This window comes from Pseudomonas sp. BN414, from assembly GCF_029871275.1.
In the GTDB taxonomy this organism is placed as follows: domain Bacteria; phylum Pseudomonadota; class Gammaproteobacteria; order Pseudomonadales; family Pseudomonadaceae; genus Metapseudomonas; species Metapseudomonas resinovorans_C.
In genome coordinates this window covers 94,292-115,970 of record NZ_SSOL01000071.1, presented here as the reverse complement: position 1 = coordinate 115,970, position 21,679 = coordinate 94,292, and the positions used below count along the sequence as shown (strand labels likewise).

Sequence of the window (21,679 nt, the reverse complement as noted above, 5' to 3'; positions counted from 1 at the left end):
CGTTGCGGGGGGGCATTTTCGGATTCGTCGCCCGGATGAACATGTAGGAGCGAGCTTGCTCGCGAAAGACCGTGCTCGGACTGTTCGCGAGCAAGCTCGCTCCTACAGACAGGTCGAGTTATAGCGGCGATGACACGCCCTACTTGGCAAATAGCTGCCCGATATCCTTGAACGCCTTGAACTCCAGCGCGTTGCCGCACGGGTCGAAGAGGAACATGGTGGCCTGTTCGCCCACCTGGCCCTTGAAGCGGATATAGGGCTCGATCACGAACCGGGTACCCAGGGACTCCAGGCGCTTGGCCAAGACTTCCCACTGCGACCATTCCAGCACCACGCCGAAGTGCGGCACGGGCACATCGTGACCATCCACCGCGTTGGTGTGGGCGTGATTCTGCGAGTCGGTCTTCGGGTGTTCGTGGATCACCAGTTGGTGCCCGAAGAAGTTGAAGTCCACCCAGTGGCTGCTGGAGCGGCCTTCCTCCAGGCCGAACACCTCACCGTAGAAGGCGCGGGCGGCGGCAAGGTCGTACACGGGAATGGCCAGGTGGAAGGGGGAAAGGCTCATCGAAGGCTCCGGCTGCTGGTCTTTGGAGGCTTCAATCTTCGATTCGAATCCGTTGGGGCGAAAGCGAATAACGCCTTCGCTCAGCCCAAAGGATTCTTATGCTTGCAGCTTGTCCCTGAGGTTGCTCGCCATCGCATCCACGTAGCTGCGGGCTGAGGGCTGAATGACCTTGCGGAACAGCTCGACCTGCGGCAGCGCCTTGTTGGCGTAGCGGCACACCAGCACGATCTCCCGCGTGAAGGCCCTGTCGCCAAGCGCGTGTACCCGCGCCGTGGAGCTGCCGCGCGACCAGATTCCGGCAAAGGGAATGAGGGCCACGCCCAGTCCGGTTTCCACCATGCGCACGATGGCATCCAGGTCATCCAGCTCCATCACCTGGTTCACCGGCAGCTTGTGGTCCTTGAGGAACCTGTCCACCAGTCGCCCGCCGAACGATTTGCTGTCGTAGCGGATGAAGGGGTGGCGCTCGAGCATCTCGGCGATGCCGTCGAAGTGAGTACCCGGTGGATGGATCAACACGAAGGGCTCTTCCAGCACGGTCTCCATGTGCATGTCCTTGGCGAGCGGGAAGGGCGGCTTGATGATCAGCGCCAGGTCCAGGTCGCCGGCTTCCACCTGGCCGAGCAGATCGCGTGATACGCCGGGGATCAGCCGCGCCTCCAGCAGCGGCGCGGCCTCCTTGAGGCGCTTGAGGGTTTCCGGCAGGACGCCGGTCTGCACCGTGCCGATGGCGCCGATGTTCAACGCCCCCCGGTACCCCTCCAGGGTTTCCGGCAGGCACATGCGGGCATACAGCTCCAGCATTTCCTCTGCCAGCGGCAGCACCCGCTGCCCATTGGCGTTGAGGCTGACCGACTTGGCGGTGCGGTCGAACAGCTGCATGCCGAGGGCATCCTCCAGGCTCTTCATCTGCGCGCTGACTGCCGCCTGGGTCAGGCTCACCTGCCGCGCGGCGGCAGAAAAGCTGCCAAGCCTGGCCACCGCCACGAATGTCCTGAGTTCTCTGATCACCGCAGGTTACCTACCCTGGAACTGGTGCGGTCATGCTACCGAAGATGCAGACGTATGTAGGCTGGGAAGCGCTTTTCTTTCCACCCATTCGGCGTGCGAGTGGGAGCGATTTCAATCGCGAATGAATTCGCTCCCACGAAAAAAGCCTCCAGAACACACACCCTGTGGGGGCGATTTCAATCGCCAAGGGCGGCGCAGCTGCCCCAACGAATCAACAGGCCGAACCAGCGGTCCGGTCAGCGAATGAATTCGCCCCCATAAGGTCGGTGCCTATCGTTGGGCTTCGCTGCGCTCTGCCCAACCTACGGGGCATCCTGCGTTGTCGGGGCTGGGTGCTCTCGTAGGATGGGTAGAGGTACGAAACCCATCAGGCGGAGTGACGAGGGGACTCGGACCGTTGGGCTTCGCTGCGCTCTGACCAACCTACCGGGCGTCGTGGGTTTTCTGCGCGAGGCGTTCGCGGCAGAAGTCCACGAACAACTGCGCCGGTTTGGTCAACTGGCTGCGTTTGAGGCGGGCGGCGACCAGGCCGGAGGTGGCGACGGGCTCGGTGATGTCGACGGTGACGACTTTCTTGCCGTCGTAGGTGCATTCCGAATGGGGGCGGGTCACCAGCAGGGAGAAGCCGAACCCCTGGCCGACCATGCCGCGCACCATCTCGATCGACGGCGAGCTGAAGACGATATTGGGCGTCAGGCCCAGCTCATGGAACAGGCTGACGAAGTAGGTCCGGCTCGGCTGCACGTCCAGCAGGATCATCGGCTCCAGGCAGAGGTCGCGCAGGGAAACCTGGGCCTGCTTGGCGAAGCGGTGGTTCTCCGGCAGCAGGGCGTAGGGCTTCTGCGGCGGCATCAGCGGTTCGGTGGCGATGGTGCTGTCCAGGTCATGCTCGTAGAGGAAGGCGAGGTCGAAGGTGCCGGCGGTCAGGCCTTGCACCAGTTCCTGCTGCTCGCCATCACGGATGCGGATGTCCACGCCGGGATACTGTTCGCGGAAGCCGGCGATGAGCTGGGGCAGGTAGAGCGGGGCGACGGTCTCGAAGCAGCCGATGTCGATCTGTCCGGCGACGATGTCGTTGTCGGCCAGGGCGTTCTGTTCGAACTCGCGGGCCACGCGCAACAACTCCTGGGCCTTTTCGTAGAAACGCGTGCCGCTGGGCGTCAGGGACACACCCTGGGCGTGATGGCGGATGAACAGCTGCACGCCGAAGCTCTCTTCCAGGCCCTTGATGGCGGTGGAGATGGACGGCTGGGCGATGTACAGCTTGCGCGAGGCTTCGGCCACGCTGCCGGCTTCCACGGTCGTCACGAAATACTTGAGTTGTCGCAAGGTATAGGTAGCCACGGGCACCTCTGTCTGTTGGCCGCATGCGCACGCGCGTGGCGGCTCTGTGTGCTTGTCGTTGTGGAGTGAACCTTACCCCAGCCGGCACCTGCGAGGCCGCTTGGGCTGCCGAGTTTTTTCATATGACTCGAGCATATTTTTAATAATTTTCCTCTGCCGGAAGCTGGCGCACCATCTGCCTCGACCCGAATAACAAACTGACCGCACAGACGGTCGATCTGGGAGTGCAGCGTGTTCGATCTCGGCTATTGGCAGCAGAAAGCTGCCCGGCAAGCATTCAACGACAAGGCGCTGATCGGTGGCCGCCAGGTGGCCGCCGCTTCCGGCGCAACCTTCGACTCGATAAACCCCGCCACCAACCAGTTGCTGGCCCGCGTCGCCGCCTGCGGCGATGCAGAGGTGGACCTGGCGGTCAGCACGGCGCGCCGCGCCTTCAACGAAGGCCCCTGGGCACGCATGGCGCCGGTGGAGCGCAAGAAGGTGCTGCTGCGTCTCGCCGAGCTGATGATGGCCCACCGCGAAGAACTGGCCCTGCTGGATTCCCTGAACATGGGCAAGCCGGTGATGGACGCCTACAACATCGACGTACCGGGCGCCGCCCACGTGTTCGCCTGGTACGGCGAGGCCCTGGACAAGCTCTACGACCAGGTCGCACCCACCGCGCCGAACGCGCTGGCTACCATCACCCGCGAAGCGCTGGGCGTGGTCGCCGCCGTGGTGCCCTGGAACTTCCCCCTCGACATGGCCGCCTGGAAGCTGGCGCCGGCCCTGGCCGCCGGTAACAGCGTGGTGCTGAAGCCCGCCGAGCAGTCGCCATTCTCCGCGTTGCGTCTGGCCGAGCTGGCGCTGGAAGCCGGGCTGCCGGAAGGCGTCCTGAACGTGGTTCCGGGCCTGGGCGAGAGTGCCGGCAAGGCCCTCGGCCTGCACCCGGATGTGGATTGCCTGGTCTTCACCGGCTCCACCCAGGTCGGCAAATACTTCATGCAGTACTCGGCCCAGTCCAACCTCAAGCAGGTCTGGCTGGAATGCGGCGGCAAGAGCCCGAACCTGATCTTCGAGGATTGCCGCGACCTGGACCTGGCCGCCGAGAAGGCTGCCTTCGGCATCTTCTTCAACCAGGGTGAAGTCTGCTCGGCCAACTCGCGCCTCTACGTGCAACGTTCGATTCGCGACGAGTTCATCGAACGCCTGCTGGCCAAGGCGCGCGACTGGATGCCCGGCGATCCGCTGGACCCGGCCAGCCGCGCCGGCGCCATCGTCGATGCCGGGCAGACCGCGCGCGTCATGGCCTTCATCGAAGGCGCACAGGGCGAGGGTGCACAACTGCTCGCCGGTGGCCGTCGCCTGACCTTCAACGGCTCCAGCAACTTCGTCGAGCCCACCGTCTTCGCCGACGTGAACAGCGACATGCAGCTGGCGCGGGAAGAGGTGTTCGGCCCCGTGCTGGCCGTCAGCACCTTCGAAACCGAAGAAGAGGCATTGCGTCTGGCCAATGACAGCGTCTACGGCCTGGCCGCTTCGGTGTGGAGCGATGACCTGCATCGTGCCCACAGGGTCGCCCGCGCGCTCAAGGCGGGAACGGTGTCGGTGAACACGGTGGACGCTCTGGACGTCACCGTGCCCTTCGGCGGCGGCAAACAGTCCGGTTTCGGCCGCGACCTCTCGCTGCATTCCTTCGACAAATACAGCCAACTGAAAACCACCTGGTTCCAGCTTCGCTAAGAACCCTGATCTGCAGGTCGCAATGACGACCCGGCCGCGTGCGCGGCCGCCCATAACAAGAAACACATCCTGTCGCGTGGTGCCACGCGTGGGCTCATGACTGCCTCAGCAACTGATCACAACTTACAAGTAGTGAGGGAGTTTCCATGCTCAAGTCCTTCCCGTTCCTGCGTGCCACCCTCGGTGTCGTCCTGCTGGCCAGTGCCAGCGTGCCGGCCCTGGCCCAGTCCTCCAGCCTCACCGTGATTTCCTTCGGCGGCGCCACCAAGGCCGCTCAGGATGCGGCTTATTTCAAACCCTTCGAACAGAGCGGCGCCGGCAAGGTCGTGGCCGGCGAATACAACGGCGAGCTGTCCAAGGTGAAAGCCATGGTGGACATCGGCCAGGTCACCTGGGACGTGGTGGAAGTGGAAAGCCCCGAACTGCTGCGCGGTTGCGAAGAGGGCCTGTTCGAACGCATGGACCCGGCCGTGCTCGGCGAATCGGCGAGCTACATGCCCGGCACCGTCAGCGAGTGCGGCGTCGCCAGCTACGTCTGGTCCATGGTGCTGGCCTACAACTCCGACAAGCTGGCCAGTGCGCCCAGTTCCTGGGCTGACTTCTGGGACACCCAGCGCTTCCCCGGCAAGCGCGGCCTGCGCAAGGGCGCCAAGTACACCCTGGAAGCGGCGCTGCTGGCCGACGGGGTGAAACGCGAAGACCTCTACAAGGTGCTGGAAACCCCGGATGGCGTGACGCGTGCCTTCCGCAAGCTGGATGAGATCAAGCCGCACATCCAGTGGTGGGAAGCCGGCGCGCAACCGCCGCAATGGCTGGTGGCCGGCGATGTGGTGATGTCCGCCGCCTACAACGGCCGTATCGCCGCCGCCCAGAAAGAGGGTTCCAAACTCGCGATCGTCTGGAACGGCAACCTCTACGACCCGGACCACTGGGCCATCGTCCGCGGCAGCCCGAACAAGGCGCTCGCCGAACGCTTCATCGCCTTCGCCAGCCAGGCACAGACGCAGCAGGCGTTCTCCAGCCAGATCCCCTACGGCCCGGTCCACAAGGACGCCCTGGCCGCCTTGCCCGCCGCCACCCAAGCGCAATTGCCCACTGCGCCGGCCAACCTGGCCGATGCGCAACTGGTCAGCGCCGAGTTCTGGGTCAACCACGGCGAGGAGCTGGAAGAGCGCTTCAACGCCTGGGCGGCACGCTGAAATTCGCGCCCCTTGGCCGCCGCGTACGGCGGCCGAGAGCGGCGTGACTGACGGGGACGGCGCAGCCGTATCCCGTACTACCAAGCCCGCCGGCATCCACGGCCAGGCGGGCCGATAACAAATACAAGATTGGAGAGTGTCATGAGTGCAAGTGTGTCCGTTCCTGCCCATGGGCAGGCGGAAGCTGGCGGTTTCCGCCGTGTGCTGGGTCTGGGGGCGCTGCTGTCCGTCGCCATCGGCCTGGTGGTGTCACAGGGCGTGATGGTGTTGATGCTGCAGGGCGCCGGCTTCTCCGGCCTGGGCTTCATCGTGCCGCTGGGCCTGGCCTACCTGTTGGCCCTCAGCTACGCGTTTTCCTTCTCCGAACTGTCGCTGATGATCCCCCGCGCTGGCGGCCTGTCCAGCTACACCGAGGTCGCGCTGGGCCACTTCCCAGCCATCCTGGCCACATTCTCCGGTTACGTGGTGGTGGCCATGTTCGCCCTGTCGGCCGAACTGCTGCTGCTCGACCTGATCGTCGGCAAGGTCTACCCCGGGGTGTTCCCGCCCTTCAGCATCGCCTTCGGCGTGCTCGGCCTGTTCACCGTCCTCAACCTGATGGGCATCGACATCTTCGCCAAACTGCAGACCGCCCTGGCCGTGGTGATGGTCTTCGTGCTGCTGTTGCTGGGCATTGCTGCCATCGTCGAAGGCGCGCCGAGCGAAACCGCCAGCACCGTGATACAGGGCGACTGGAACCCCATGGGCGCTGGTGTGCTGACCCTTACCGCGCTGGCGGTGTGGGGCTTCGTCGGCGCCGAGTTCGTCTGCCCGCTGGTGGAAGAGACCAAACGGCCGGAGCGCAACATCCCGCGCTCGATGATCATCGGCCTCACGGTGATCTTCCTCACCATCGGTCTCTACTGCCTGGGTGCGCTTTTCATGGTGCCGCAGGAAGCGCTGACCACCGACGCGCTGCCGCACTACCTGTTCGCCACCAAGGTGTTCGGCAAGGCCGGTGAGCTGTTCCTGGTGATCGCCTCGGTGACCGCCACCTTCAGCACCCTGAACTCGTCGCTTGCGTCCATTCCGCGCATGCTCTACGGCATGGCGCAGAACGGCCAGGCCTTCCCGATCTTCAAACGCCTCAGCCCGCGTGCCCGTACCCCCTGGGTATCGGTGCTGTTCGTGTCGGCCATCACCGGCCTGCCGATCCTGGTGCTGGGTCAGGACGCCGCTTCGGTCAACCTGCTGCTGCTGGCCGCCGCGCTGGCCTGGCTGCTGGCCTACATCATCGTCCACCTGGATGTGATCGCCCTGCGCCGCCGCTACCCGACCATCGCCCGTCCGTTCAAGACGCCGTTCTATCCGCTGCCGCAACTCTTCGGCATCGCCGGGATGCTCTACGCCATCTGGTACGCATCGCCGAGCCCGGACATGACCGGGAAGATTTTCGGCATCGCCGGCGTGGTGCTGGGGCTGGTGTCGCTGATCGCGGTGGTGTGGATCAAGGTCGTGATGCGCAAGGACCTGTTCCGCCCCGAAGCCCTGGAGGGCACCCGCTGACCCTGTGACCGATTCACCCGGGGCCAGTCCGGCCCCGTTCCCGCCCGGCATTGCGCCGGGCCCCTGCCTGCCGTCGGCCCGCGAGAGGCCGGCGCAGTGGAACGACCTTGGCCTTCTGGCCAGCAACTGCCCTGCAATCCAACAACAAGCAAAGCCATCAGGCTGCGGGAGACTGTTCCATGTTCAAACCCTTGCTCAAGCGCATTTCCAAACCCCTCGTCTGCACTGCACTGGCGGCCGGTATCGCCGGCGGCGCGCAGGCCGGCACCCTGTCCATCGGCCATACCACCTGGGTCGGCTACGGCACCCTGTACCTGGCCCGTGACCTCGGCTTCTTCAAGGAGCAGGGCCTGGACGTCGAGCTGACCACCATGGAAGAGGCCTCGATGTACATGGCCGCCCAGGCGTCCGGCCAGCTCTCCGGATCGGCCTCGACCATCGACGAAGTGCTCAAGTACCGCTCCGGCGAGTTCTGCTTCAAGGCCGTGGCCGCGCTCGATGAGAGCTACGGCGGCGACGGTGTGCTGGTGAGCGACAAGGTCACTAGCCTGAAGGACCTCAAGGGCCAGTCGGTGGCGGTCAACGAAGGTTCGGTATCGCAGTTCTGGCTGTCCTACCTGCTCAAGCACAACGGCATGACCATGGCCGACCTGGATATCCAGAACATGACCGCCGATGACGCGGCCACCGCCTTCATCGCCGGCCGCGTACCCGCTGCCGTGACCTGGGAACCGCACCTGTCGATGGTGCGCCAGAAAGGGCAGGGCAAGGTGCTGATCGACAGCGCAGAAACCCCCGGCGTGATCGTCGACGTCGTGGCGCTGTCCTGCGATGTGATCGAGAAGCAGCCGGACGATGTGAAAGCGCTGGTCAAAGGCCTGTACAAGGCTGTGCAGTTCACCCGCGACAACCCCGACAAGGCCCACGAAATCATGGCCAAGGGCGTCGGCGGCTACCTGTCCGACCCGACGGAACTGGCCAACGCGGCCAAGGGCGTGCGCTTCTACGACCAGGCCATGAGCGAGGCGCTCCTGGGCACGCCGGGCAAGCCGGGGCAGATCAAGGGCGTGATCCGCCTCGCCAACGAAACCTGGAGCGGCCTGCAAGGCAAGCGCTTCGACGTGTCCTACGACGACCTGGTCGATACCCGGTTCGTCACCCCGTAAACGGAGACCGTCATGACTTCCAAGCAGAACTGGTTGACCCGCTGCCTGACTCCAAAGGTCGAACTGCCGGCGCGGCTCATCCTCAGCGCCAGCACCCTGGGCTGGCTCCTGGTGCTCGGCCTCTGGGCCGGGCTGTCCTACGGCGGCCTGGTGCCGGCGATGTTCCTGCCCACGCCGGGCGCTGTGCTGGAGGCGGCCGGGCGACTGGCCGCCGACGGCACCCTCGGTAAGCATGTGCTGGCCAGCGTCGAAGTGGTGCTGATCGGCTTCATCCTGTCGTCCCTGGTGGCGGTGCCGCTGGGGCTGCTGATGGGCAGCTTCCGCATCGTCCAGGCCTTCCTCGAACCCCTGGTCAATTTCATCCGCTACCTGCCGGTGACCTCCTTCGTGCCGCTGTTCATCCTGTGGATCGGCATCGGTCTGGAGCAGCGGGTGACAGTGATCATCTTCGGTGTGTTCTTCCAGCAGCTGGTGATGATCGCGGACGTGTCCAAGGGCGTATCCAAGGACCTGATCAACGCTTCCTACACCCTCGGTTCGAACCGCCGCGACGTGATCTTCCACGTACTCGGCCCGGCGTCCCTGCCCGGCGTGCTGGATACCCTGCGGGTCACCATGGGCTGGGCCTGGACCTACCTGGTGGTGGCCGAACTGGTCGCCGCCAGCAGCGGCCTGGGCTACATCAGCCTGAAGGCCATGCGCGGCTTCCAGGTGGATGTGATCTTCCTCGCCATCGCCATCATCGGCCTGCTCGGGCTGGTGACCGACCAACTGTTCCGTCTGCTCCGACTGAAGGTGGCCTCATGGGCGCAGTAACCGCAATGCACAGAGAATCGCCAGTCAGCCTCGCGGCGACCAACAGCCAGCAGGACCGTCTGCGCGTGGAGCAGGTCTGCCTGCGTTACCGGACCCCGGACGGACAGACCTTCACCGCCCTGGAGAATGTTTCCCTCAACGTGCCGGACCAGCAGTTCGCCGTGCTGGTCGGTCCCTCCGGCTGCGGCAAGTCGAGCCTGCTTTACCTGACGGCGGGATTGGCTGAGCCCACCTCGGGCGAGATCTACGTCGGAGGCAAACGGGTGGAAGGGCCGGGGCCGGACCGGGGCATGGTGTTCCAGAGCTACACCCTGTTCCCCTGGCTCAGCGTGCGGCAGAACATCGAGTTCGGCCTCAAACGAAAGGGCATGGCGACCACCGAGCGCGCCGAGATCGTCGACTTCTACCTCAACGAGGTGGGGCTGACGCAGTTCGCCGACCGTTATCCCAAGCAGCTCTCCGGCGGCATGATGCAGCGGGTGGCGATCGCCCGCGCCCTGGCCAATGACCCGCAGATCCTGCTGATGGACGAACCCTTCGGGGCGCTCGACAGCCAGACCCGCATGCAGATGCAGCAGTTGCTGCTGCGGGTGTGGGAGCACAGCAAGAAGACCGTGGTGTTCGTCACCCATGACATAGACGAGGCCATCCTCCTGGGTGACCGCGTCTACGTGATGGGCGCGCGCCCAGGACGGATCAAGCGCGAGATGGACGTGCCCATGCCGCGCCCGCGGGACATGGACATGGTGATGGATCGCCAGTTCATCGAGATGAAGCGCGAGATCCTTGGCCTGCTGCACCACGAGATGGACGAACCCCATTGATCTGAGGGTGCCGGGCGGCGCGCAATTCGTCGCCCGGGAACCTGCCCGCACGCCTCGCGCCCGGCTGGGGGGCGGGCGCCAGCGCGTCTGGCGGGCAGGACAGCTTTTTCATATAGCGCGAAGACAAATTTAGTAATTTCCCTGCCCATCGGCTTCGGCCAGCATCGGTACCACTGAATACCGGGACGAGGAGACCCCTAACAATGAACGCTCAATTCCAAGCCCAACGCGAAACCCGTGACTACCAGGCAGCAGATGCGGCCCACCACATCCATGCCTTCCTCGACCAGAAGGCGCTGAACGCCGAAGGGCCGCGGGTGATCGTTGGCGGCGAGCGCCTCCACCTCTGGGACAACGACGGCAAGCGCTACCTCGACGGCATGTCCGGCCTCTGGTGCACCAACCTCGGCTACGGCCGCAAGGATCTCACCGCCGCCGCGACCCGCCAGTTGGAGCAGCTGCCGTACTACAACATGTTCTTCCACACCACCCACCCGGCGGTCGTGGAACTGTCCGAGCTGCTGTTCAGCCTGCTGCCGGGCCACTACAGCCACGCCATCTACACCAACTCCGGTTCCGAGGCGAACGAGGTGCTGATCCGCACCGTGCGCCGCTACTGGCAGATCCTCGGCAAGCCCGAGAAGAAGATCATGATCGGCCGCTGGAACGGCTACCACGGCTCCACCCTGGGCGCCACGGCGCTCGGCGGGATGAAGTTCATGCACGAGATGGGCGGCATGCTGCCGGACATCGCGCACATCGACGAGCCTTACTACTTCGCCAACGGCGGCGACCTGACTCCGCAGGAGTTCGGCCTGCGTGCCGCCCGCCAGCTGGAAGAGAAGATCCTCGAACTGGGTGCCGACAAGGTTGCCGCGTTCGTCGCCGAGCCCTTCCAGGGGGCGGGCGGCATGATCTTCCCGCCGGAAACCTACTGGCCGGAAATCCAGCGCATCTGCCGCAAGTACGACGTGCTGCTGTGTGCCGATGAAGTGATCGGCGGCTTTGGCCGCACCGGCGAGTGGTTCGCCCACCAGCACTTCGGCTTCGAGCCGGACACCCTGTCCATCGCCAAGGGCCTGACCTCCGGCTACATCCCCATGGGTGGCCTGATTCTCAGCAAGCGCATGGCCGAGGCCCTGGTGGAGCAGGGCGGTGTGTTCGCTCACGGCCTGACCTACTCCGGGCACCCGGTGGCGGCGGCGGTGGCCATCGCCAACCTCAAGGCGCTGCGCGACGAAGGCGTGGTCACTCAGGTGAAAACCGATACCGGCCCGTATCTGCAACAGTGCCTGCGCGAAGTGTTCGGCAACCATCCGTTGGTGGGTGATATCCAGGGCACCGGCCTGGTCGCCGCTCTGCAGTTCGCCGAAGACAAGGCCACCCGCAAGCGCTTCGAGAACGAGAACGACATCGCCTGGCGTTGCCGCACCATCGGCTTCGAGGAAGGGCTGATCATTCGCTCCACCCTCGGCCGCATGATCATGGCGCCGGCCTTGGTGGCCACTCGCGGCGAGATCGACGAGCTGGTGAGCAAGACCAAGATCGCGGTGGATCGCACCGCGCAGGAACTGGGACGCCTCTAAGTCCCTGTCGACTGCCCCGGTCCGGCTCTGGACCGGGGCAGCCATTCCCGGTTCTGCGCTGACGACGGTGGTGCTTCGGTTTGCTCCGGACTGCCGGGGCGGCGCTCATCCCCAAGAAACGAGTGCGAGACCTGGCATGCACAACAATGACAATCCGCAGGCTCCGACGCTGGAACTGAGTACGATCCAGCCGATCTCCGCCGAGGAGCGCCATGGGCGCCCACGGGACCTGTTCACCATCTGGTTCGGCTGCAACCTGATCCTGTTGACCGTAATCACCGGCGCCCTCGCGGTGACCGTGTTCAAACTGCCTTTCTTTTCCGCACTGGCGGCGCTGGTACTGGGCAACCTGGTGGGGGGCGTGTTCATGGCCCTGCACTCGGCCCAGGGGCCACAACTCGGCGTGCCCCAGATGGTGCAGACCCGCGGCCAGTTCGGTTCCTTCGGCTCCCTGCTGGTGGTGGCCCTCGTCGTCGTGATGTACCTCGGCTTCTTCGCCTCGAACCTGGTGCTGGGTGGCCAGTCGCTGCACGGTCGTTTCCCGGCCGTCGACACCAACGTCGGCATCCTCTTGGTGGGCTTCATCAGCCTGGTGGCGGCGTCGGTGGGCTATCGCCTGATCCACGCTTACACCCGTGTCATGACCTATCTTTCCGGCGCGGTGCTGTTGCTTGCCTTCGTCTGGCTGGTGTTCGGCCACGGCCTACCGGCGGACTTCCTTGAGCGCAATGAGACCTCCCTGGCCGGATTCCTCGGCACCCTGTCGGTGGCCGCGCTCTGGCAACTGGCCTATGCGCCCTATGTCTCCGACTACTCCCGTTACCTGCCGGAGGCCACCGGGTCCCGCAGTGCCTTCTGGTCCAGTTACTGGGGCTGCTGCCTGGGCTCCCTGCTGCCCATGCTGCTGGGGGTGATGGTGGCCCTGAGTATCGACGGCGATGACGTGGTGGGTGGCCTGATCGAGGCCACCGGCGGCCTCAGCGCTTTGCTTGTGGCGGTGCTCTCCATCGGCATCGCTGCTACCAACGCGATGAACCTGTATTGCGGTGCCCTGTCCACCATCACCGTGGGGCAGACGCTCGTGCCGTCCTGGTCGGCCGGGGCCGGTGCACGCATCCTCATCTCGCTGATCCTGTTCTCGGGCTCCCTGGCGTTTGCGCTGCTGGGGCAGGACGACTTCATGGTCAACTACACCAACTTCATTCTCCTGCTGCTGTACGTGCTGGTGCCCTGGAGCGCCATCAACCTGGTGGACTACTACCTGGTGGCCCACGGTCGCTACGACCTGCCGTCGTTCTTCCGTCGTGATGGTGGCCTCTACGGTCGCTGCAACTGGACGGCGGTCAACTGCTACGTGCTCGGCATCATCGTGCAGATCCCCTTCATGTCCACCGCCCTCTATACCGGCCCGGTGGCGCGCGCCATGGACGGTGCCGATATTTCCTGGATCGTTGGCCTGGGTGTGATTTCGCCGGTCTACTACCTGGCCTGTCGCCTCGGCGGTCGGACCCGTGCCCTGGCCCAAACCGCTCAAGGAGGTGCCTGATGACCCGTCGTAGCGGATTCTTCTTCGACGAGCGCTGTTTCTGGCACGCCGCTGGGCTGCATAGCCTGGTACTGCCGGTGGGGGGCTGGCTGCAGCCGCCAAGCGGTTCCGGTCATGCCGAATCGCCGGAAACCAAGCGCCGGCTGAAGAGCCTGATGGACGTGTCCGGACTGAGTGATCGTCTGGTGCTCTCCAGCGCGCCAATGGCGGCTGAGGAGGACCTGCTGCGGGTCCATCCGGCCCAGTACCTGGAGCGCTTCAAAGCCATGAGCGACGCCGGCCACGGTGAGCTGGGCGAAGAGGCTGCCGTCGGGCCGGGTACCTATGAAATCGCCCGGCAGTCAGCGGGGCTGGCCATTGCGGCCGTAGATGCCGTACTGCGTGGTGAGCTGGACAACGCCTATGCCCTGTCGCGCCCGCCGGGCCACCACTGCCTGGCGGATCGCGGCATGGGGTTCTGCTACCTGGCGAACATTGCTGTCGCCGTGGAAACCGCCAAGGCCCGCCACGGTGTCGGCCGGGTGGCGGTACTGGACTGGGATGTACACCACGGCAACGGCACCCAATCGATCTTCTACGGCCGTGACGATGTGCTGACCCTGTCGATCCACCAGGACAACTGCTTCCCTGTCGGTCAGGGCGCAGCGGAGGAGCGGGGCACGGGCGCCGGGCTTGGTTACAACCTCAACCTGCCGTTGTTCCCGGGCAGCGGCGACGACGCCTACCGCTACGCCATGGAGCGAGTCATCGTGCCGGCGCTGGAACGTTTCGAACCGGAGTTGATAGTGGTCGCCTGCGGCTTCGACGCCAACGGCGTGGACCCGCTGGCGCGGATGCTGTTGCACAGCGAGTCGTTCCGCGCCATGACGGCCATTTTGCGGGAGGCTGCCGACCGGCTCTGTGGCGGGCGACTGGTGCTGGTTCACGAAGGGGGCTATGCGGAGGCCTACGTACCGTTCTGCGGCCATGCGGTAATCGAAGAGTTGGCCGGGGTGCGGACTGAAGTCGAAGACCCCTTCCTGCCGATGCTGGAAGGGCAGCAGCCCAATGCCGAATTCCGTGCATTCCAGCGCCAGGCGATCGACCGGATGGCGGCAGCGCTGCTGAACTGAAAACACATCGCGGTGGTAATCACCGCGCGGAAGTCGGGGCTGTTTCCAGCCCCGCTACGGACGGCCGGCTACCAGGGCCGGCGGTCCGTGACCACAGCTGCTAGGCAGTGTTACGGCGCCCGGGATTGCTGCCCGCGCGCCGTTTTTTTTGCCCGCATTCTTTGCACCGTTCACCTTCCTCAACAAATCCCCCAGAGAGAGCTGACGACGAATGGTTAGTGGAGATATATTGCGAACGTAATATTACGAGTGTAATTTAAGTCAATCGCTTGGAACCCCAAGCCCTTTCCCCGGAGACAGAACCATGAGCGAACAGAAGCACCAAGGCGTTGCCCTGATCACTGGCGCATCCACTGGCATCGGCGCCACCTATGCCAAGCGCCTGGCCGAACGGGGCCATGACCTGCTGCTGGTCGCCCGTGACCAGGGACGTCTGGAAGAGCTGGCCGCCACGCTGCGCGAAACCGCCGGCGTGAAGGTGGAAGTGCTGAAGGCCGACCTGACCGATCGGGCCGACCTGACTCGCGTGGCCCAGCGCCTGCGCAGCGACGCTGCCATCAGCGTGCTGGTGAACAATGCCGGCGTAGCCGTCAGCGGCAGCCTGTTGGACACCGACCTGGACCGCTTCGACGCGATGATCCAGCTCAACGTGGTGGCCGTGACCCACCTGGCCGCCGCCGCTGCCGCCAACTTCGTCGCCCAGGGACGCGGCACCGTCATCAACATCGCCTCGGTGCTGGCCCTGGCGCCGGAAATGTTCAACGGCACCTACAGCGGCACCAAGGCCTTCGTGCTCAACCTCAGCCAGTCGCTGAATGCGGAAGTGAAGGAAAAGGGCGTGCGCGTGCAAGTGGTACTGCCGGGCGCGACCCGTACCGAAATCTGGGAACGCTCGGGTACCGGCATCGAGAACATCCCGCAGGAAATCCTCATGGACGTGGTCGAAATGGTGGACGCCGCACTGGCCGGCCTGGACCAGGGCGAACTGGTGACCATTCCCTCGTTGCCGGACAAGGAAGACTGGGACCGCTTCACCGCAGCCCGTTTCCACATGGCGCCGAACCTGTCGCGCTCCTCGGCGGCGGCTCGTTACAAGGCTTGATCGGGGCCAGACGAAAAAAGGCCGGGCAATTGCCCGGCCTTTTTTTCGCGAATGAATTCGCTCCCACAAATAGCGCGCAGACCTCATACCTGGCTCGGACTGCCCCCTCTCCCTCTGGGAGAGGGTTGGGGTGAGGGTAGCCATTGGCCAACTCGGTGTTCGGCCACGCGCAAACGAATTCGCGTCTGTCGGTCAGGCAAACACAAAGTACTTGCGCACCGTCTCCACCACTTCCCAGGTGCCCTTCATGCCCGGCTCGATCACGAACACGTCGCCGGCCTTCAGGTGCTTCGGCTCCTCGCCTTCGGGCGTGATGATGCAGTAGCCGTCCAGGAAGTGGCAGTACTCCCACTTCTCGTAGTTCACCTCGAACTTGCCGGGGGTGCAGATCCAGGTGCCCATGATCTTGCTGCCGTCCTGGGAGAGGTAGGCGTTGAGATTCACAGTGTGCGGGTCGCCGCCGATGCGCTTCCACTTGGTGGCATCCAGCACGGGGGTAGGGCAGGTTTCGCGCAGAACGGTGATGAAGTCGGACATTTCAGCTCCAAACGATCTGATAAAAGGCCCGTCACCATAGGTCTAACGACTTGTCGGGAGTTGTCTGGATTCGACCTCGAAGTGCCTGTGAACGCGCCGGCAGAGTGGGCAAAAGGACGCTAACGTGAATCCAGGGGACCGATATACCGGCCTCAGGCGGCGGCCCGTGTCGGGTTGCCTTGGCAGTAGCCCGTGGGGCGTGTGCGCTCCATGAGGAGGTGCTCTCATGAACACCCAGTGGTTCAGGCACGACAAGGGCGACGCGGCAGGCAGTTTCGACAAGTGGTGGGATACCTACGGCGAGTGGTTCGACTCCCAGGACCAACTGCTCAGCGGCGAAAGCGGTATCCAGCGGCTGCACGCGCCCGATGGCCATGTGCTTTACAGCAAGCGGCAGATCAACCACTTCCACCGCGATCTGACTCACCCCTTCGGTGAACCCACCATCCTCCACGAGGCGAAGGCCCTGCAGGCACTGAATCAACTCGGCATCCGCGTGCCCCGGGTGGTGTTCAGCGGCGCACGCAAGACTGAAACCGAGTCCCAGGCACTGCTGGTCACCGAGGGCCTGGACGATTTCGTCAGCCTGGATGAGTGGTATGCGCAGCCGGTTTCCGCGGGGCTTCGCCAGCAGTTGATTCAGCAACTGGCCAACACTGTCGCGCGTATGCACCGCGCGGGCTGGGAGCATGGCCGCCTGTACCCGAAGAACATCTTCGTGAAGGTCACCGGCGAGCGGGAGAAGAAGGTGGAAGTCGCCTTGCTCGGACTGGCCCGGAGCAATCATCGACTGACGGCGTACAGCGCCGCGAAGCACGATTACGAACAGTTCAAGGAGCATCACAAGCCGATGCCGGACGAAGACTGGAAAGCCTTCGCCGCGACCTATCGGGATGTGATGGAAAGCGACTACGTGCCCTAGCGGGCGTGGCTCAGAGGCGGATATCCAGGGCGTGGGGCCCGTGGGCGAGCTGCTCCTTGAGGAAGTCGATGCACAGCTTCACCTTGGCCGAGCCCGAGGCCCTTGCCGCGGTCACCGCCCAGACATCCGCCTTCTGTCGATAGGCTGGTAGCACCTGCACCAGCTTGCCGTCGCGAATACTAGGGGCAGCGTCCCAAACCGACGCCATGATCACCCCGTGGCCCTCATGGGCCCATTGGCGCACCACGTCGCTGTGGTTGGAGGCCATCGGCCCGGTGACCTTCACGGTTTCCTCCCCATTGGGGCCGACCAGACGCCAGACGCCGAAGCCCAGTTCGCGCTCGCGGAATAGCAGGCATTCGTGCTGCGCGAGGTCCGCCAGGGTGCGCGGTTGGCCGCGTCGCGCCAGGTAGGCGGGGGCGGCGCAGAGCATGCGATAGCTGTCGGCGATCTTGTGGGCGATCAGGTGCGGCTCGTGCACTTCGCCCACGCGCAGGTCGATGTCGAAGTTCTCGCCGAGCAGGTCCACGCGTCTATCCAACAGTTCCAGCCAGACTTCCAGGCCCGGATGGCGCTGGCGCAGCAAGGACAGCACCGGCGACACATAGTCCCGCCCCAGACGCAGGCTGGTGGCGATGCGCAGCACCCCGCGTGGCTCGCCCTTCAGGCCGGAGAGCGCCTCCACCATGCCTTCCACGTCTTCGAGAATCTTCTGCGCCCAGGCAAAGGCCGCCTCGCCGTCAGCGGTGATGTTCACCCGTCGCGTGGTGCGGTTGAACAGCTTGACCCCGAGGGATTCCTCCAGCATGGCGATGCGCTTGCTGACATGGGCGGGGGAGATGCCCAGTTCCGTCGCACCGGCCACGAAACTGGAGCGTCGCGCCACGGTACAGAACAGCAAGAGGTCCCGAAGGAAGGGATCATTATTCGCTAAAAGCGCATTCTGATTTTTCATGGCGGCAGATTATAGATCGATTAGTGAATATTAGTCTTTCGATCGACCCCTCCTCACCGGAACAGATCGAACGACATGAACCGCTTGCGTATCGCCATTGCCGGTGCCGGCCTGATCGGCCAGCGCCACCTTGAACTCATCCAGGCCAACCCTTTCTGCGAACTGGCCGCGCTGGTCGACCCGGCGGCCGCCGCCTCGGAGGTTGCACAGCGTGCCGGCGTGCCGCTGTTTCCCTCGCTGGAGGCATTGTTCGAGTCGGAGCGCCCCGACGGCATCATCCTTGCGACCCCCAACCAGCTGCATGTGGAGCAGGCGCTGGTCTGCTTGCAGGCCGGCGTGCCCGCACTGATCGAGAAGCCCGTCGCCCATACGCTGGAGGAGGGCGAGCGACTGCTGGCGGCAGCGGCGGATTCGAAGGTGCCGCTGCTGGTCGGGCATCACCGCGCCCACAGCCCTATCCTCGAGCAGGCGCGTGAGGTCATCCGCCAGGGCCGGCTTGGCCAGGTGGTAGCGGTGATGGGGAGCGCGCTTTTCTACAAGCCGGACGATTACTTCGATGCCGCGCCCTGGCGGCGCCAGGCCGGCGGCGGGCCGGTGCTGATCAACCTGATCCATGAAATCGGCAACCTGCGCTCACTGTGCGGCGAAATCGTTGCCGTGCAGGCTCTGGCCTCCAGCGCCACCCGTGGTTTCCCGGTGGAAGACACGGTGAGCATCAGCCTGCGCTTCGCCAGCGGAGCCCTGGGCAGTTTCCTGCTGTCCGACACCGCTGCTTCGGCGCGCAGCTGGGAACAGACCTCCCAGGAAAACCGCGACTATCCCAGCTACGACGACGAAGACTGCTATCTGATCGCCGGCACCGGCGGTTCCCTGGCCGTGCCGACCATGCGCCTGAAGTGCTACGCGCAGCCGGAGGACCGTTCCTGGTGGAAACCCTTCACCTGCGAAGTGGCCGAGTTGCACCGCGAAGACCCGCTGGCACGGCAGTTGGAGCATTTCTGCCAGGTTATTCGCGGCGAGTCGGAGCCGCTGGTGAGCGTGCGCGATGGCTTGCAGAACCTGCGGGTGGTGGATGCCATCGGCCGGGCGGCAAGGGAGGGTGGAACAGTGGTGGTTGCGCAGTAGGTGGATTGCTTCTTTGTAGGGGCGATTTCAATCGCCAAGGGCGGCGCAGCCGCCCCCTTGCGGAGTTGGCAGGGCAGCCCTTCGGCCTGCTTGGCGAATAAATTCGCCCCCACAGGGGCGTCCAGAACCTGTGATCGGTTGATGCGGCAGGTGGATTGCTTCTTTGTGGGGGCGATTTCAATCGCCAAGGGCGGCGCAGTCGCCCCCTTGCGGAGTTGGCAGGGCAGGCCTTCGGCCTGCTTGGCGAATGAATTCGCCCCCCGCAGGGGCGTTCAGAACCTGGGATCGGTCGATGCGGCAAGTGGATTGCTTCTTTGTGGGGGCGATTTCAATCGCCAAGGACAGCGCAGCTGCCCCCTTGCAGAGTTGGCAGGGCAGGCCTTCGGACTGCTTGGCGAATGAATTCGCCCCTACAAGTCAGGCCGGCCTTCCATTTCAGGTACGCCTTTTCCATGCACCGCGCACAAGGCCGATACCCCGCCGCTCGCGCGGCTGCCTCATCGGCAAAGAACACCCGCTCTTTCACGTAGCCACCCCGCGCGATCGCGCGCAGGGCGGTGGGGCAGTCGAAACGACCGTAGATGCGCGTCTTGCGGTGCCCGCCCAGCATTCCGGGAACAGGGCTGGGATAGGTCTGCCCGTCCGCTCCCACCAGGGTCCAGGCTTTCACCCCTCGGCCTCGCGCTCCAGCAGACGGCGCTTGCGCTCCACGCCCCAGCGGTAACCGGAGAGATTGCCGTCGCTGCGCACCACTCGGTGGCAGGGAATGGCTACCGCCAGGCTGTTGGCTGCGCAGGCCTGGGCCACGGCGCGCACTGCGCGGGGCGAGCCGATGCGTTCGGCGATGTCCGCATAGCTGGCGGTGCTACCGGGTGGAATCTCCCGCAGCGCCTGCCAGACCCGCTCCTGGAAAGCCGTACCGCGCACATCCAGTGGCAGGTCCAGGCCCAGTTGCGGCGCTTCGATGAAGCCGATGACCTTGGCCACCAGTTGTTCGAAGTCGCTGTCGCCGCCGATCAGCCCGGCGCGGGGGAACTTGTCCTGCAGGTCGCGCAGCAGGGCATCCGGATCGTCGCCGAGGAGGATGGCGCAGACGCCGACATCGCTTTGCGCCACCAGGAAGTGGCCCAGCGAACATTCCCCCAGGGCGAAGCGGATGGCGTTGTTGGTGCCGCCGGCCCGGTAGTCGGCCGGCTTCATGCCCAATACCTGGGCGGAGTCGGCATAAAAGCGGCTGTTGGAATTGAATCCGGCGTCGTAGATCACCTCGGTCACCGAGGTGTCCGGGCCGAGCTGATCGCGCACCTTGCGCGCACGCCGGGCGCGGGCGTACGCCTTGGGCGTCAGGCCGGTGACGGCCTTGAATACCCGGTGGAAGTGCGAGGCACTCATGCCCACCGATTCGGCCAGGGCTTCGAGCCCCGGTACTTCCTCGGCGGTTTCGATCTGCCGGCAGGCCGCGGACACCAGCGCCGCATGCTGCTCGGCCAGGTGCGTCATGTCGGTAGCGGCGCGACGGCTGGGACGGTATCCGGCGGCTTCGGCGGCCTGGGCGCTGTCGAAGAATTCCACGTTCTCCGGGCGCGGCAGGCGCGTGGGGCTGCTGGGGCGGCAGTAGATGCCGGTGGTCTTCACCGCATAGACGAATTGGCGGTCGGCAGCCGGGTCGCGGGCCTGTACGGCGGCCCAGCGTGGGTCCTGTTCGGTGGCGGTCCTGGCAGAGGGCTTCATGGCGCTATCCGCTTGTGGTTCGTTCATGGCAGAGAGTATGCGGCCAGCATCAGGCGCGCATCCCGACTCTTGCGGTCGAATTCCTTCACAGCGCGTCATGGAAAATCACCCCCAGCGTGTGGCGCTGGCCGCTGCGAACCTGGCTGACGCCATGACGCAGCCGGACCCTGTGGTAGCCACGAACGCCCAGTGCCGGGCGGAAGTTGACCGCGAACAGCACCCCATCGCCAAGGCTCAGCGGCACCACCTGCACCCGTGATTGCATGCGTGGACGTTGTTCGGTAATGACGAACTCGCCGCCTTCGAACGCCTTGCCCGGCTCGGACAGCAGCACCGCCAGCTGAATCGGGAAAACCTGCTCCCCATAGAGGTCCTGGTGCAGGCAGTTGTAGTCACCGGCGACGTAGCGCAGCAGCAGCGGGGTAGGGCGCGACTGGCCGGCATCGTGGCAGCGCTGGAGGAAGCCGCTGTGCTCGGCCGGGAATTGTCCATCCAGTCCCAGGCGTTCGTGCCAGAGGTTGGCCAGCGGCGCCAGACGCGGATATAGAACACTGCGCAGGCCCGCCACCATGGGCGGCAATGGGTAGTCGAAATACTGGTATTCGCCCTGGCCGTAACCATGGCGGGCCATGACGACGCGAGAGCGGAAGCGATCCGGTTGCCCGTACAGGGCTGCCAGCTCCGTGCACTCCGCTGGTGTCAGTAACTGGCGGATCAGGGCCCAGCCATTCTGGTCGAGGTCCGCTTCGATGGATGGCCAATCCAGGCTGTCGATGGCTTTCATGGTGGGTGCCCCTGTTCGGTGATGGGCGCCGAGATTAGGCGCGCGCAAGCATCGGGGCACTCCGCTGCTTGCGGTCGAATTCGGCGC

At 64.9% G+C, this 21,679-nt stretch carries 20 protein-coding genes; 12 read left to right on the top strand and 8 right to left on the bottom strand.

The features are described 5' to 3' along the window. Positions 1-139 precede the first annotated feature (139 nt). The 3 genes from E8E95_RS18570 to E8E95_RS18560 form a co-directional block, all read right to left on the bottom strand. Positions 140-565, bottom strand: a complete 426-nt coding sequence (locus E8E95_RS18570) for a VOC family protein (protein ID WP_280352615.1) — start codon at positions 563-565, stop codon at positions 140-142. Positions 566-661: 96 nt separating this feature from the next. Next, positions 662-1,576 carry a LysR family transcriptional regulator gene (locus tag E8E95_RS18565; RefSeq protein ID WP_280352613.1) on the bottom strand — a complete coding sequence of 305 codons (915 nt, stop codon included), beginning with the start codon at positions 1,574-1,576 and terminating at the stop codon, positions 662-664. A gap of 423 nt (positions 1,577-1,999) precedes the next feature. Further along, positions 2,000-2,920, bottom strand: a complete 921-nt coding sequence (locus tag E8E95_RS18560) for a LysR family transcriptional regulator (protein ID WP_280352611.1) — start codon at positions 2,918-2,920, stop codon at positions 2,000-2,002. Between the two features lie 231 nt (positions 2,921-3,151). Here E8E95_RS18560 and E8E95_RS18555 point away from each other — a divergent pair, with 231 nt between their 5' ends. The 10 genes from E8E95_RS18555 to E8E95_RS18510 all read left to right on the top strand — a co-directional run bounded on the left by E8E95_RS18555 (position 3,152) and on the right by E8E95_RS18510 (position 15,538). Continuing rightward, positions 3,152-4,642, top strand: a complete 1,491-nt coding sequence (locus tag E8E95_RS18555) for an aldehyde dehydrogenase (RefSeq protein ID WP_280352609.1) — start codon at positions 3,152-3,154, stop codon at positions 4,640-4,642. A gap of 146 nt (positions 4,643-4,788) precedes the next feature. After that, positions 4,789-5,841 carry an ABC transporter substrate-binding protein gene (locus E8E95_RS18550; RefSeq protein WP_280352607.1) on the top strand — a complete coding sequence of 351 codons (1,053 nt, stop codon included), beginning with the start codon at positions 4,789-4,791 and terminating at the stop codon, positions 5,839-5,841. A gap of 141 nt (positions 5,842-5,982) precedes the next feature. Then, a complete protein-coding gene (locus E8E95_RS18545) occupies positions 5,983-7,386 on the top strand; it encodes an APC family permease (RefSeq protein WP_280352605.1) in 1,404 nt (467 codons plus the stop codon). Between the two features lie 179 nt (positions 7,387-7,565). Next, positions 7,566-8,552: an ABC transporter substrate-binding protein gene (locus tag E8E95_RS18540; RefSeq protein WP_280352603.1), complete on the top strand. Its 987-nt coding sequence runs from the start codon at positions 7,566-7,568 to the stop codon at positions 8,550-8,552. Positions 8,553-8,564: 12 nt separating this feature from the next. Next, on the top strand, positions 8,565-9,368 hold the full coding sequence (locus E8E95_RS18535) for an ABC transporter permease (protein ID WP_077524465.1): 804 nt from the start codon (positions 8,565-8,567) through the stop codon (positions 9,366-9,368). 5 nt (positions 9,369-9,373) lie between these two features. Then, entirely contained in the window at positions 9,374-10,192 is an 819-nt protein-coding gene (locus E8E95_RS18530; RefSeq protein ID WP_280352600.1) for an ABC transporter ATP-binding protein, read from the top strand. 203 nt (positions 10,193-10,395) lie between these two features. Beyond that, positions 10,396-11,778, top strand: coding sequence for an aspartate aminotransferase family protein (locus E8E95_RS18525; RefSeq protein WP_280352598.1), 1,383 nt, complete (start codon positions 10,396-10,398; stop codon positions 11,776-11,778). Between the two features lie 136 nt (positions 11,779-11,914). Then, a complete protein-coding gene (locus E8E95_RS18520) occupies positions 11,915-13,324 on the top strand; it encodes a cytosine permease (RefSeq protein WP_280352596.1) in 1,410 nt (469 codons plus the stop codon). Continuing rightward, positions 13,324-14,436, top strand: coding sequence for a class II histone deacetylase (locus tag E8E95_RS18515; protein ID WP_280352594.1), 1,113 nt, complete (start codon positions 13,324-13,326; stop codon positions 14,434-14,436). The genes E8E95_RS18520 and E8E95_RS18515 overlap by 1 nt, the downstream gene beginning before the upstream one ends. A 304-nt stretch (positions 14,437-14,740) precedes the next feature. After that, a complete protein-coding gene (locus E8E95_RS18510; protein ID WP_280352592.1) occupies positions 14,741-15,538 on the top strand; it encodes an SDR family oxidoreductase in 798 nt (265 codons plus the stop codon). Between the two features lie 192 nt (positions 15,539-15,730). Here E8E95_RS18510 and E8E95_RS18505 read toward each other — a convergent pair whose 3' ends face one another. Beyond that, a complete protein-coding gene (locus E8E95_RS18505; protein ID WP_077523605.1) occupies positions 15,731-16,075 on the bottom strand; it encodes a cupin domain-containing protein in 345 nt (114 codons plus the stop codon). 226 nt (positions 16,076-16,301) lie between these two features. On the opposite strand from E8E95_RS18505, the gene E8E95_RS18500 reads away from it, so the two are divergent. Then, on the top strand, positions 16,302-16,997 hold the full coding sequence (locus tag E8E95_RS18500; protein ID WP_280352589.1) for a lipopolysaccharide kinase InaA family protein: 696 nt from the start codon (positions 16,302-16,304) through the stop codon (positions 16,995-16,997). A gap of 10 nt (positions 16,998-17,007) precedes the next feature. Here the strand turns inward: E8E95_RS18500 and E8E95_RS18495 are convergent, their stop codons facing one another. Further along, positions 17,008-17,952 carry a LysR family transcriptional regulator gene (locus tag E8E95_RS18495; RefSeq protein WP_280352587.1) on the bottom strand — a complete coding sequence of 315 codons (945 nt, stop codon included), beginning with the start codon at positions 17,950-17,952 and terminating at the stop codon, positions 17,008-17,010. Between the two features lie 75 nt (positions 17,953-18,027). Here E8E95_RS18495 and E8E95_RS18490 point away from each other — a divergent pair, with 75 nt between their 5' ends. After that, positions 18,028-19,077, top strand: a complete 1,050-nt coding sequence (locus E8E95_RS18490; RefSeq protein ID WP_280352585.1) for a Gfo/Idh/MocA family oxidoreductase — start codon at positions 18,028-18,030, stop codon at positions 19,075-19,077. 328 nt (positions 19,078-19,405) lie between these two features. On the opposite strand, the gene E8E95_RS30550 is transcribed toward E8E95_RS18490, so the two are convergent. The 3 genes from E8E95_RS30550 to E8E95_RS18475 all read right to left on the bottom strand — a co-directional run bounded on the left by E8E95_RS30550 (position 19,406) and on the right by E8E95_RS18475 (position 21,592). After that, positions 19,406-19,687, bottom strand: coding sequence for an Ada metal-binding domain-containing protein (locus E8E95_RS30550; RefSeq protein WP_348532582.1), 282 nt, complete (start codon positions 19,685-19,687; stop codon positions 19,406-19,408). A gap of 56 nt (positions 19,688-19,743) precedes the next feature. After that, a complete protein-coding gene (gene ada / locus E8E95_RS18480; protein ID WP_280352583.1) occupies positions 19,744-20,808 on the bottom strand; it encodes a bifunctional DNA-binding transcriptional regulator/O6-methylguanine-DNA methyltransferase Ada in 1,065 nt (354 codons plus the stop codon). Positions 20,809-20,893: 85 nt separating this feature from the next. Then, positions 20,894-21,592: a 2OG-Fe(II) oxygenase gene (locus E8E95_RS18475; RefSeq protein WP_280352581.1), complete on the bottom strand. Its 699-nt coding sequence runs from the start codon at positions 21,590-21,592 to the stop codon at positions 20,894-20,896. Positions 21,593-21,679 lie beyond the last annotated feature (87 nt).